Below are 12344 nucleotides of genomic sequence, written 5' to 3' on the forward strand. Positions count from 1 at the left end.
GTGGCGATCGCTCGGATCAGCGGGGCGGATCAGTGGTGGCCGTGGCCGCTCTCGATCTGCTTGTACTCCTCGGGCGTGGGCTTGGGAATCTGGTTTCCCTCGCCGAACAGGCCCTTGCTGAGGCTCGCACGGAGCTTCTCCATGCGGGGCACCTTGCGCTCCACGCCGTTCTCGTCGACCGTCGGGCCGATCTCGAGCGGCTTGTACTGCTCGTGCGCGGTCAGTGTGTACCGCGCGCCCTGCGACAGCGGCTCGTGGATCTCGACGAACTCACCGTGCGGCAGCCGCTTGATGATGCCGCTCTCGCGACCGTGCAGCACCTTGTCCCGGTCCCGTCGCTGCAGACCCAGGCAGATCCGCTTGGTGACGATGAACGCGACGACCGGTCCGACGATGAAGAAGATCCGTACGAACCAGGTGATCGAGTTGATCGACAGGTTGAAGTGGGTCGCCCAGAGGTCGTTTCCACCACCGATCAGCATGACCATGTACGCCGTGATCCAGGCGACACCGAACCCGGTACGGGTCGGCGCGTTGCGCGGCCGGTCCGCGATGTGGTGCTCGCGCTTGTCGCCGGTGACCCAGGACTCGAGGAACGGCCACATCGCGATCAGGCCGAGAACCAGCGGGAAGAGCACCAGCGGGATGAACACACCCAGGACGAGCGTGTGCCCCCAGAGGTTGATCTCCCAGCCCGGCATGAAGCGGATCAGACCCTCGGCGAAGCCCATGTACCAGTCGGGCTGGGCGCCGGTGGACACCTGGTCCGGACGGTACGGACCCATGGCCCAGATCGGGTTGATCTGCGCGATGGCCGCGATGATCGCGATCACGCCGAAGACCAGGAAGAAGAAGCCTCCGGCCTTGGCCATGTAGACCGGCAGCAGCGGCATGCCGACGACGTTGCTGTTCTTCCGTCCGGGACCCGCGAACTGCGTGTGCTTGTGGTAGAAGACCAGGATCAGGTGCGCCACCAGCAGACCGAGCATGATGCCCGGCAGCAGCAGGATGTGGATCGAGTAGAACCGGGCGACGAAGTCGCCGCCGGGGAACTCCCCGCCGAACAGGAACATCGAGATGTACGTGCCGACGACCGGCACGGACAGGATCGCGCCCTGCGTGAAGCGGACACCGGTGCCCGAGAGCAGGTCGTCCGGGAGCGAGTAGCCGGTGAAACCGGTGAACATGCCGAGGACGAACAGCAGGAAGCCGAACAGCCAGTTGATCTCACGCGGCTTGCGGAAGGCGCCCGTGAAGAAGACGCGCATCATGTGCACGAACATCGCCGCGAGGAAGATCAGCGCCGCCCAGTGGTGGATCTGCCTGATGAGCAGACCACCGCGGACGTCGAAGCTGATGTCCAGCGTCGAGGCGTACGCCTCCGACATCAGGACACCCTGCATCGGCGCGTACGTGCCGTGGTACTCCACCTCGTTCATCGACGGGTGGAAGAACAGCGTCAGATACACACCCGTGAGGATGATGATGATGAAGCTGTAGAGCGCGACCTCGCCCAGCATGAAGGACCAGTGGTCCGGGAAGATCTTGCGCATGTTGGACTTGGCCAGGGAGAAGATCCCGAGTCGGCCGTCAGCCCAGTCGGCGACCCGCTCACCTGCGGGCGCCTTGCGCTTTGCGTCACTTGCAGTACTCATCCGCGCTCCCAGAAGGCAGGGCCGACGGGCTCTTCGAAGTCGCCGAGCGCCTCGAGGAAGCCCTCGTCGTTCACACCGATCCGCAGCTGCGGAAGAGGGTGACCGGCCGGGCCGAAGATGACGCGGGCGCCGTCGGAGAGGTCGAAGGTGGACTGGTGGCACGGGCAGAGCACGTGGTGCGTCTGCTGCTCGTACAGGGAGATCGGGCAGCCGACGTGGGTGCAGATCTTCGAGTACGCCACGATGCCGTCGTGCGACCACTCCAGCTCGCGCTTGTCCTTGATCTCGTCCGGCTGGATACGGACGATCATCAGGGCGGCCTTGGCGATCTGCGTCTGGAAGTTGTGGTCGTGCTCGCTCAGCCCCTCGGGCATGGCGAACGTCAGCGAACCGACGGCGATGTCCTCGGGACGCAGCGGCTCGTCCGTGTTCATGTTGATGAGCTGCTTGCCCCTGGCCCACAGCGTGTGACGCAGCTTCTCCTCGGGCAGCGGGCCCAGGTCGCGCAGCAGCATCACACCGGAGAGCGGCACCATGGCCAGCGCGCCGAGCATCGTGTTACGGATCAGGTTGCGCCGGCCGAGGCCGGACTCCTCGGCGCCGGCCGCGAAGTCGGCCATCACCTTGGCCCTGGTCTCGGGGTCGGCGGCGATCGGGTGACGCTCGTCCGCGACCTCCACGTCCGACATCAGGGTGCGGGCCCAGTGGACCGCCCCCGCGCCGATGCAGAACAGCGCGACGCCGAGCGTCATACCGAGCGCGAAGTTCAGGGCGCTGATGTGGCCGAACGGCCAGATGTAGACGATCTTGTCGACCGGGAAGATCACGTATGACGCGATGAAGCCGATCGTGGCCAGCATCGACAGCGTGAACATCAGGGCGACGGCACGCTCGGACCGCTTGGCGGCCCGCTCGTCGATGTCCTGGATGCGCGGCTTGTGCGGCGGCAGGCCCGGGTCGGCGAACGGATCGTCGGCGACCGCTACCTCTCCGTGCGCGCGCTCCTGCTCGGAAGGCAGGGTCTCTTCTGGAATGTCTTGGCTACTCATGACTTCTTGGCCTTAGCGGTGTGGGCCGCGACCCAGATGGCGACTGCGATCAGGGAGCCCAGACCGAAGATCCAGGCGAACAGACCCTCGGTGACGGGACCGAGGCTGCCCAGGCTCAGGCCGCCCGGGTTCTCCGTCTCGCCGCTGTTGACGGTCTGGATGTAGGCGATGATGTCCCGCTTCTCCTGCTCCGGCATGACGCCGTCCGGGAAGGAGGGCATGTTCTGCGGGCCGGTCTCCATGGCCTCGTAGATGTGCTTCGGGTCCACGCCCTCGAGGCTCGGCGCGTACTTGCCGTGCGTGAGCGCGCCGCCCTCACCGGTGAAGTTGTGGCACTGCGCGCAGTTGGTGCGGAACAGGTCACCGCCCCTGGCGATGTCGGCCCCGTTGGGGCTGTACTGCTTCTCGGTGGGCGTGACCGGCCCGGGTCCGAGCGAGGAGATGTACGCGGCGAGCTGGTCGATCTCGGCCTGCGTGTAGATGACCTTCTTCTTCGGCACCTGGGCGCCCGGCTGCTGCGCGGGCATCCGGCCGGTGCCGACCTGGAAGTCCACGGCGGCGGAACCGACGCCGACCAGGGAGGGGCCGTCAGAGGTGCCCTGACCGCCCTTTCCGTGGCAGCTGGCGCAGCCGACGGTGTAGAGCTTCTTCCCCTCCTCGATGGCGAGGGACTGGGCGGTTTCGTCTGCCTGCGCCTTGTCCGCGGGCGCGAACGCGGCGTACAGCCCCCCAGTGGCCGCCAGCGCGAGGAGTAGGACGACGACCGCCGCCAGCGGATGGCGTCGTCGTGCGGAGAGCTTTTTCACGGATTACCCCGGTGTCAGGATCTTCTGCGTCGATGCTTCTGGAATGGGTGCGGGTACGGACCCGGCTACTTGATCATGTAGATCGTGGCGAAGAGGCCGATCCAGACGACATCGACGAAGTGCCAGTAGTAGGACACGACGATGGCGGCGGTTGCCTGCTCGTGGGTGAACCTTCTGGCCGCGTACGTCCTGCCGAGAACCAGCAGGAAGGCGATGAGACCGCCCGTCACGTGCAGACCGTGGAAGCCGGTGGTCAGGTAGAAGACCGAGCCGTACGGGTCGGAGGACAGCGAGAGGCCGTCCTTCTTGACCAGCTCGGTGTACTCGAACACCTGGCCGCCGATGAAGATCGCACCCATCACGAATGTGATCGCGAACCAGGTGCGGAGCTTCTTCACGTCACCGCGCTCGGCGGCGAAGACGCCGAGCTGGCAGGTGAGGGAGGAGAGCACCAGGATCGTGGTGTTGGTCGCCGAGAAGGGGAAGTTCAAGGCCGAAGCCTTCTCTGCCCAGTACTCGGCACCCATCACCGATCGCAGGGTGAAGTACATCGCGAAGAGGGCCGCGAAGAACATCAGCTCGGAACTCAACCAGATGATGGTTCCGACGCTGGTGAGGTTCGGCCGATTGACCGACGGGTGCGCGTGCCCGGTTTCTACTGTCGTTGCTGTCGCCACGACCGACATTATGTCGGTCGCTTATCCAGCCCTCACTCCGGGGGGTGCCGTTCGGTGTGTCAGTACCCCGTGTCCAGCCCGAACGGCCCATCGAAAGGCTGTCGTTTGCGGTTCTGACAGGGCGCCCGGAGGGGTAGCATCCCGCGCATCGGTAGCACGCCGCGTTCTCCTCGACGATCTCCCCGACGAACCGGAGGAACCATGCAGTCGACCGCCACGGTGCTGGTGTACAGCGACAACGCCGGTACGCGCGAACAGGTGCGGCTCGCCACGGGCCGCCGTCCGGCCGCCGATGTTCCGCCGGTCGAGTTCATCGAGTGCGCGACGCTGCCCGCGGTCCTGTCCGAGCTGGAGAAGGGCGGTGTCGACGTCTGCGTGCTGGACGGCGAGGCGGTCCCGGCGGGCGGTATGGGCGTCTGCAGGCAGATCAAGGACGAGATCTTCCACTGCCCGCCGGTGCTGGTGCTCATGGGACGCCCTCAGGACGCCTGGCTGGCCACCTGGAGCCGTGCGGACGCCGCGGTGACACTTCCGGTCGAGCCGGTGGAGTTCGCGGAGGCACTGGCCGCCCTGCTGCGTACGAGGCTCGGCGCGAATCACTGAGGCCGGTTTCCAGGAGGCGGCTCAGAACTGTGGCTGCAGACGGGCCGCGTCGGCGAGGCCGCTGCCCTCCCGGGTACCGGCCAGAAGGGCGCTGCCGTCGCGCCACTCCTCCCACGCGAGGTTCCAGTCGCCGAAGCCGTTGCCGAACCGCTCCATCGTGCTGCCGAGGCTGTTGACGACCTTCACTATGTCCCCCTCGTGGACGGTGTTGAAGAACCAGGCCGCGTTGCTCATCGACATCCCGGTACAGCCGTGGCTGACGTTGGCGTACCCCTGGGAGCCCACGGACCACGGTGCGGCGTGGACGTATTCACCGCTCCAGGTGACCCGCGTCGCGTAGTAGACGGGCAGGTCGTAGGAGTCGGACGTGCCTTCGGGAATGCCGATGCTGGTGCCGCGCATCCGGACGAAGTACTCCTTGCTGAGGACCACCTTGACGCCGTTGCGGGTGGAGAAGCCCGGCTTGCCGGTGGTCACCGGAATGGTGTTGATCACCTCTCCGTTGCGCAGGACCGTCATGTGGTGCGTGCTCGCGTCGGTTATGGCCTCTATTCGGTCCCCTATGGTCAGATCGAGCGGCTTCACGGCGCCGGCGTAGAGCTTGTCGCCGATCTTGATGCCCTCCAGGTTGCTGCTCACCCGTACGTGGGCGCCAGCGGGCCAGTACTCCTTCGGGCGGTAGTGCAGCTGCTTGTCGTCCACCCAGTGCCAGGTGCCGGACACCGCGGGCTCGGAGCGGACGGTGAGCGAGCGCTCGACGGCGCTTCTGGCCTCCTTGGCCCGCACCGGTGCGCTGAGCTCCACGGTTATGGGCTGGCCGACTCCGTAGGTGCCGGGCTTCGGTCCCAGTTGAACCTTGAGCAGGTTCTTGGCGGCAGCCGTCTCGAAGGTCTGGGTACGGGCCCCCGGGGAGCCGCCCTTGTCCTCGGTGGCGACCTTGACGGTGTAACGCGCACCGGCCGCGAGAGGGCCTGTGGAGCGCCATCTGCTGCCGTCCGCCGCGAGTTCCCCCGCCAGATAGTGCCCGGCGGCGTCCACGACGGTGACGTCGGTTATTCGGCCGTCCTTGCCCTTGGCGGTGACCTCCAGGGTCTTCTCCGGGTCCGCCTTGGCGTGCCCGGAGGGTGCGTTGAGAGCGACCTGCTGAGCCGCGTCGTAGGGCCTCGCCGACAGCGGGTGGCTGCCGGGCCCGTCGCACGCCGTCATCCCCACTCCCAGGGACAGGACCAGCACGGTGCAGCTCGCCATAACAGGCCTGCGCGATATGTCGTTCATGAGCACACGCTACGAAGAACGTCCCGCGACGGCGCGCCGGACGACTGCAAACGAGGGGCCCGGACACCACCCTTTCGGGTGAGTGTCCGGGCCCCTGTGCAGTGCGGAGCAGCTCGCGGGCTACTGGTTCTGGTTCTCTCCGCGGTAGTACTCGAAGACCCAGCCCCAGAGGCCGGCCAGGATCACCGGGGCCGAGAAGTACAGCAGCCACCAGCCGATCGCGATCGAGAGGAAGGCGAGGGCACCGCCGATGGCCAGGGACAGCGGCTGCCAGCTGTGCGGCGAGAAGAAGCCGACCTCACCGGCCTCGTCCGCGACATCGGCCTCCTTGTTGTCCTGGGCCATGGCGTCGACACGCCTGGCCGTGAAGGCCAGGTAGTAGCCGATCATCACGCACAGGCCGAAGGCCAGGAACAGCGCCGTCGTACCGGCAGGCTCCTTCGACCACACGCCGTACAGGACGGCAATGGCCAGGATGAAGATGCTCAGCCAGAGGAACATCCTGCCTTGGATCTTCACTTGCCGGCCTCCTTGTCAGTCGCGATGGCGCTGCCACCGTGACCGGCGTTTTCGAGCTGGTCGAGGGCCGCGATCTCCGGGTGGTGCAGATCGAACGCCGGGGATTCGGAGCGGATCCGCGGCAGGGTGAGGAAGTTGTGCCGCGGCGGCGGGCAGGACGTCGCCCACTCGAGCGAACGGCCGTAGCCCCACGGGTCGTCGACCTCGACCTTCTTGCCGTACTTGGCGGTCTTCCAGACGTTGTAGAAGAACGGCAGGAGCGACATGCCCAGCAGGAACGAGCTGATCGTGGAGATGGTGTTCAGCGCGGTGAAGCCATCGGCGGCCAGGTAGTCCGCGTAACGGCGCGGCATGCCCTCGGCACCCAGCCAGTGCTGGACGAGGAACGTGCCGTGGAAGCCGATGAACAGCGTCCAGAAGGTCATCTTGCCGAGCCGCTCGTCCAGCATCTTGCCGGTGAACTTCGGCCACCAGAAGTGGAATCCGGCGAACATCGCGAAGACCACGGTGCCGAAGACGACGTAGTGGAAGTGCGCGACGACGAAGTACGAGTCGGAGACGTGGAAGTCCATCGGGGGCGAGGCCAGGATCACACCGGTCAGACCACCGAAGGTGAAGGTGATCAGGAAGCCGATCGTCCAGAGCATCGGGGTCTCGAAGGACAGCGAGCCCTTCCACATGGTGCCGATCCAGTTGAAGAACTTCACACCGGTCGGTACCGCGATCAGGAAGGTCATGAAGGAGAAGAACGGCAGCAGCACTCCGCCGGTGACGTACATGTGGTGGGCCCACACGGTCACGGACAGACCGGCGATCGAAATGGTCGCGGCCACCAGGCCGATGTAACCGAACATCGGCTTGCGGCTGAATACCGGAATGATCTCCGACACGATTCCGAAGAACGGCAGGGCGATGATGTACACCTCTGGATGTCCGAAGAACCAGAAGAGGTGTTGCCACAGCAACGCGCCGCCGTTGGCCGCGTCGAAGACATGGGCGCCGAACTTGCGGTCCGCCTCCAGCGCGAAGAGCGCGGCGGCCAGCACCGGGAAGGCGAGCAGGACCAGCACACCGGTCAGCAGCACGTTCCAGGTGAAGATCGGCATGCGGAACATGGTCATGCCCGGCGCACGCATGCAGATGATCGTGGTGATGAAGTTGACCGAGCCGAGGATCGTACCGAAGCCGGAGAAGGCCAGACCCATGATCCACAGGTCGCCGCCGACACCCGGCGAGCGGACCGCGTCCGTCAGCGGGGAGTAGGCGAACCAGCCGAAGTCGGCCGCACCCTGCGGGGTGAGGAAGCCGGCCACCGCGATGATCGAGCCGAAGAGGTACAGCCAGTACGCGAACATGTTCAGCCGCGGGAAGGCCACGTCGGGCGCGCCGATCTGCAGCGGCATGATCCAGTTCGCGAATCCGGCGAACAGCGGCGTCGCGAACATCAGCAGCATGATCGTGCCGTGCATCGTGAACGCCTGGTTGAACTGCTCGTTCGACATGATCTGCGTGCCCGGACGGGCCAGCTCGGCGCGCATGAACAGTGCCAGGACGCCACCGATCACGAAGAACACGAACGACGTGGCCAGGTAGAGCGTGCCGATGGTCTTGTGGTCGGTGGTGGTCAGCCAGCTCACCACGACACTGCCGGGCTTCCTGCGCCGGACCGGGAGCTCGTTCTCGTACGCATCGGTGCGCGACGCGTCTGCCCCGCCGGCACCCTGGGATTCGTTGAGGATGCTCACAGTTGGTTCTTCTCCGCATTCCGGGCCGGGTCCGCCTGCTCAATGCCCGACGGGATGAAGCCGGTCTGCCCCTTCTCGGCCAGCTCCTTCAGATGCTGCTGGTAGCGCTCCGGGGAGACGACCTTGACGTTGAAGAGCATCCGGGAGTGGTCGACACCGCAGAGCTCGGCACACTTGCCGAGGAAGGTGCCCTCCTGGGACGGAGTCACCTCGAAGACGTTCGTGTGACCGGGGATGACGTCCTGCTTGAACAGGAAGGGGACCACCCAGAAGGAGTGGATGACGTCACGGGAGGTCAGCACGAAGCGGACCTTCTCGCCCTTCGGCAGCCACAGGGTGGGGCCGGGGTTTCCGGTCTGCGGGTTCCGGTCGCCGGGGATACCGGCGTCGTATACGCCCTCGGCACCCTTGGGGAAGTCGTTGGTGTACTTGTCCGGAATCGCGTTCAGTTCCTTCTGGGCCTGAGCGTCGCCGGTGGCGGGGTTGCCGTCAACGTCCTCGAGGTAGTTGAAGCCCCAGCTCCACTGGTAGCCGACCACGTTGACGGTGTGGGCGGGCTTGGCGGAGAGGGCGAGGAGCTTCGACTCATCACGCGCGGTGAAGTAGAAGAGCACCGAGACGATGATGAGCGGAACCACCGTGTACAGCGCCTCGATGGGCATGTTGTACCGGGTCTGCGGAGGAACCTCGACCTTGGTCCGGCTGCGCCGGTGGAAGACGACGCTCCACAGGATCAGGCCCCATACCAGCACACCCACGGCGAGGGCGGCCGCCCAGGATCCCTGCCAGAGGGAGAGGATCCGCGGAGCCTCCTCCGTGACAGGGGTGGGCATTCCAAGGCGGGGGAAGTCCCTCCAAGTGGGGGAGCAACCAGTGGCGGTTGCCACGATCAAGCCCGCAGTCAGCACCTGCGGCAGCTTCCGCCGCATCGGGCGCCGCGACGTGGGGGTACCACCCGCGCCTTGGCTGCGGGGGAGGTCGGAGCCGTTGGGACTCACGTAGCGCCTTCCCGAGAGTCTCGCCCGCGCGGCCGGCTGCGGCCGTCTCGCTGGTCGGTCGCCGGCCCTGGCGCGGGCAGGGGTTTGGATGTTTATGCGGACCAAACCCTACTGGACGCTATTTGGGGTCGCGCGGGGAGGGTGCCCAACGCGCCGTCCGACGACCCGAAGGGGTGGACTGTGCGGTTCCGGGGCCTGCTCCGGGGCCTCGACCACCTGCCCTCGAGGGCCTTCTGACGCCTTTTTCGCGGCGTCGGGTTAGCGTGACGACGTGCCCTACTTCGACGCCGCTTCGTCCGCTCCGCTGCACCCGGTCGCACGGCAGGCCCTGCAGGCCGCCCTCGACGAGGGGTGGGCCGATCCCGCCCGGCTCTACCGCGAGGGGCGGCGGGCGCGACTGCTGCTGGACGCCGCGCGCGAGGCGGCGGCGGAGGCTGCGGGGTGCCGCACGGACGAGCTGGTTTTCACCACTTCGGGAACGCGGGCCATTCATACGGGGATGGCGGGCGCGACGGCGGGGCGCCGCCGGGTCGGGAGCCATGTGGTGGTGTCGGCGGTGGAGCACTCGGCTGTGCTGCACGCCGCGCAGGGCAGGGAGACCACCGAGGTACCCGTGGATCGCTGGGGCGCGGTGTCGCCCGAAACCTTCGGCGCCGCGCTCAGGGAGGACACGGCGCTGGCCTGCCTCCAGTCCGCGAACCACGAGGTGGGTACGGAACAGCCTGTCGCCGAGGTGGCCTCGGTGTGCCGGGCCGCCGGGGTGCCGCTGCTCGTCGACGCGGCGCAGTCGCTGGCGTGGGGGCCGGTGACCGGGGACTGGTCGCTGCTGACCGCGAGCGCCCACAAGTGGGGCGGTCCGGCCGGCGTCGGACTGCTCGTGGTCCGCAAGGGTGTCCGGTTCGCGTCCCAGGACCCCGCGGACGAACGGGAGTCCGGGCGTGCGCCCGGCTTCGAGAACATCCCGGCGATCGTGGCCGCCGCCGCGTCGCTGCGGGCGGTACGGGAGGAGGCGACGCGGGAGGCCCGGCGGCTGCGCGCGCTGGTCGACCGGATTCGCACCCGGGTCCCCGAGCTGGTCCCGGACGTCGAGGTCGTCGGCGACCCGGTGCGGCGGCTCCCCCATCTCGTCACCTTCTCCTGTCTCTATGTCGACGGGGAGACGGTGCTGCACGAGCTGGACCGTGCCGGTTTCTCCGTTTCCTCGGGCTCCTCGTGCACGAGCTCCACCCTCACTCCGAGCCATGTCCTTCGCGCGATGGGGGTCCTGAGTGAGGGAAATGTGAGGGTTTCCCTGCCGCCGGGCACGACCGAGGAGGACGTGGACCGTTTCCTGGAGGTCCTGCCCGGGGTCGTCGCCGACACCCGTCGGCGCCTCGGCGCGCCGGTCGCGGCGGAGCCTTCCGCCGAAGCGGCCCCGCTCGTCGTCGACGCCCTGGGCAAGCGCTGCCCCATCCCGGTCATCGAACTCGCCAAGGTCATCGGCGGGGTCCCCGTCGGCGCCACGGTCACGGTGCTCTCGGACGACGAGGCGGCCCGCCTGGACATCCCGGTGTGGTGCGAGATGCGCGGCCAGGAGTACGTGGGCGAGGAGAAGGCGGAGCGGGGCACGGCCTACACGGTGCGCCGACGGGACTGACACCGGTACCCGCGCAGGCACCGGGAGGGGCAGCGGGAGTCCCCCGCCGCCCCCGGTGGCTCAGGACAGGTAGGCGCGGACGTCGGAGGCCGCGTCGTGGCCATAGGCCTTGGTGAAACGGTCCATGAAGTGGGCGCGGCGCAGGGTGTACTCCTGGGTACCCAGGGTTTCGATGACCAGGGTCGCGAGCATGCAGCCGACCTGGGCGGAGCGCTCGAGGCCCACACCCCAGGACAGGCCCGACAGGAAGCCCGCGCGGAAGGCGTCGCCCACTCCCGTCGGATCGACCTTGGACTCCTCCTCGGGGCAGCCGACCTCGATGCCCGGCTCGCCCGCGCGCTCGATGCGGACGCCGCGTGAGCCGAGCGTGGTGACCCGGTGGCCGACGCGCCCCAGGATCTCCTCGTCGGTCCAGCCGGTCTTGGACTCGATGAGCCCCTTCTCGTACTCGTTGGAGAAGAGGTAGGTCGCCCCGTCCAGCAGTATCCGGATCTCGTCCCCGTTCATCCGCGCGATCTGCTGGGAGAAGTCCGCCGCGAAGGGGATCGCGCGCGAGCGGCACTCCTCGGTGTGCCGCAGCATCGCCTCTGGGTCGTCGGCGCCGATCAGCACCAGGTCCAGGCCGCCGACCCGGTCGGAGACCGACTTCAGCTCGATCTGGCGGGCCTCGCTCATCGCCCCGGTGTAGAAGGAGCCGATCTGGTTGTGGTCGGCGTCCGTCGTACAGACGAAGCGCGCGGTGTGCAGCACCTCGGAGATCCGTACGGATGCCGTGTCGACGCCGTGCCGGTCCAGCCAGGCGCGGTACTCGTCGAAGTCGGAGCCGGCCGCCCCGACCAGGATCGGGCGGGCGCCGAGCTGGCCCATGCCGAAGCAGATGTTGGCACCGACCCCTCCTCTGCGCACGTCGAGGTTGTCGACGAGGAAGGAGAGGGAAACCGTGTGCAGCTGGTCCGCGACCAGCTGGTCGGCGAAGCGGCCGGGGAAGGTCATCAGGTGGTCGGTGGCGATGGAGCCGGTGACTGCGATTCGCACGGCGAGGTGCTCCAGAAGAGGGGAGGCAGCGTTGACAGTTAACGCTACCGGGTCCGCGGGGCCGCCCTGAAGTGCGAAAACTACCCGATAGTAGGCCTTTTTCCGTCACGCTGCCGTGCGTACGGTGCCCGTATGCCGAACAACATCGCCCCGCGCGAGCTGCGGGACACCGAGATCAGCCTGGCCGAGCTGCGCGGGGACAGCGCACGGATGGCCCCGCACTGGGCCGTGCCGCCGGCCATCGCCTCCGCGCCGGTGCCGCCGTCGCTGATCCACGGCGTGGTCGTGTCCCCGGCCTCCGCGCGACTGGTCGGCGCCATGTCCGTGTACGGCGACTGATCGTCGA

The 12344-nt window shown here is 67.5% G+C and carries 12 protein-coding genes; 3 read left to right on the forward strand and 9 right to left on the reverse strand.

Annotated features, from left to right (window positions below; genetic code table 11):
• Window positions 1-29 precede the first annotated feature (29 nt).
• From ACFU5O_RS00375 to ACFU5O_RS00390, 4 genes are all read right to left on the reverse strand, one after another.
• Window positions 30-1655 (reverse strand): cytochrome bc complex cytochrome b subunit, encoded by a 1626-nt coding sequence (locus tag ACFU5O_RS00375; RefSeq protein WP_384234530.1) that lies wholly within the window; start codon window positions 1653-1655, stop codon window positions 30-32.
• Window positions 1652-2704 carry a Rieske 2Fe-2S domain-containing protein gene (locus ACFU5O_RS00380; protein ID WP_384234532.1) on the reverse strand — a complete coding sequence of 351 codons (1053 nt, stop codon included), beginning with the start codon at window positions 2702-2704 and terminating at the stop codon, window positions 1652-1654. The genes ACFU5O_RS00375 and ACFU5O_RS00380 overlap by 4 nt, the downstream gene beginning before the upstream one ends.
• Window positions 2701-3510 carry a c-type cytochrome gene (locus ACFU5O_RS00385; RefSeq protein WP_384234534.1) on the reverse strand — a complete coding sequence of 270 codons (810 nt, stop codon included), beginning with the start codon at window positions 3508-3510 and terminating at the stop codon, window positions 2701-2703. The genes ACFU5O_RS00380 and ACFU5O_RS00385 overlap by 4 nt, the downstream gene beginning before the upstream one ends.
• Window positions 3511-3575: 65 nt before the next feature.
• Complete coding sequence (locus ACFU5O_RS00390) at window positions 3576-4196, reverse strand: heme-copper oxidase subunit III (protein ID WP_384234535.1); 621 nt, start codon at window positions 4194-4196, stop codon at window positions 3576-3578.
• A gap of 192 nt (window positions 4197-4388) precedes the next feature.
• On the opposite strand from ACFU5O_RS00390, the gene ACFU5O_RS00395 reads away from it, so the two are divergent.
• Entirely contained in the window at window positions 4389-4790 is a 402-nt protein-coding gene (locus ACFU5O_RS00395) for a hypothetical protein (RefSeq protein ID WP_384234536.1), read from the forward strand.
• Window positions 4791-4811: 21 nt separating this feature from the next.
• On the opposite strand, the gene ACFU5O_RS00400 is transcribed toward ACFU5O_RS00395, so the two are convergent.
• From ACFU5O_RS00400 to coxB, 4 genes are all read right to left on the reverse strand, one after another.
• Window positions 4812-6065, reverse strand: a complete 1254-nt coding sequence (locus ACFU5O_RS00400) for an Ig-like domain-containing protein (protein ID WP_384234537.1) — start codon at window positions 6063-6065, stop codon at window positions 4812-4814.
• Window positions 6066-6185: 120 nt separating this feature from the next.
• Window positions 6186-6584, reverse strand: coding sequence for a cytochrome c oxidase subunit 4 (locus ACFU5O_RS00405; RefSeq protein WP_384234539.1), 399 nt, complete (start codon window positions 6582-6584; stop codon window positions 6186-6188).
• Entirely contained in the window at window positions 6581-8329 is a 1749-nt protein-coding gene (ctaD, locus tag ACFU5O_RS00410) for a cytochrome c oxidase subunit I (protein WP_384234541.1), read from the reverse strand. The genes ACFU5O_RS00405 and ctaD overlap by 4 nt, the downstream gene beginning before the upstream one ends.
• Complete coding sequence (gene coxB, locus ACFU5O_RS00415; RefSeq protein ID WP_384234543.1) at window positions 8326-9327, reverse strand: cytochrome c oxidase subunit II; 1002 nt, start codon at window positions 9325-9327, stop codon at window positions 8326-8328. The genes ctaD and coxB overlap by 4 nt, the downstream gene beginning before the upstream one ends.
• A 271-nt stretch (window positions 9328-9598) precedes the next feature.
• Here coxB and ACFU5O_RS00420 point away from each other — a divergent pair, with 271 nt between their 5' ends.
• Complete coding sequence (locus ACFU5O_RS00420) at window positions 9599-10963, forward strand: cysteine desulfurase/sulfurtransferase TusA family protein (protein WP_384234545.1); 1365 nt, start codon at window positions 9599-9601, stop codon at window positions 10961-10963.
• A 60-nt stretch (window positions 10964-11023) separates the two neighbouring features.
• Here ACFU5O_RS00420 and ACFU5O_RS00425 read toward each other — a convergent pair whose 3' ends face one another.
• Window positions 11024-11998: a carbohydrate kinase family protein gene (locus ACFU5O_RS00425; protein WP_384234546.1), complete on the reverse strand. Its 975-nt coding sequence runs from the start codon at window positions 11996-11998 to the stop codon at window positions 11024-11026.
• A gap of 132 nt (window positions 11999-12130) precedes the next feature.
• On the opposite strand from ACFU5O_RS00425, the gene ACFU5O_RS00430 reads away from it, so the two are divergent.
• Entirely contained in the window at window positions 12131-12337 is a 207-nt protein-coding gene (locus ACFU5O_RS00430) for a hypothetical protein (RefSeq protein ID WP_384234548.1), read from the forward strand.
• Window positions 12338-12344 lie beyond the last annotated feature (7 nt).

The sequence above is a fragment of the Streptomyces sp. NPDC057445 genome, assembly GCF_042802855.1.
Classification (GTDB): domain Bacteria; phylum Actinomycetota; class Actinomycetes; order Streptomycetales; family Streptomycetaceae; genus Streptomyces.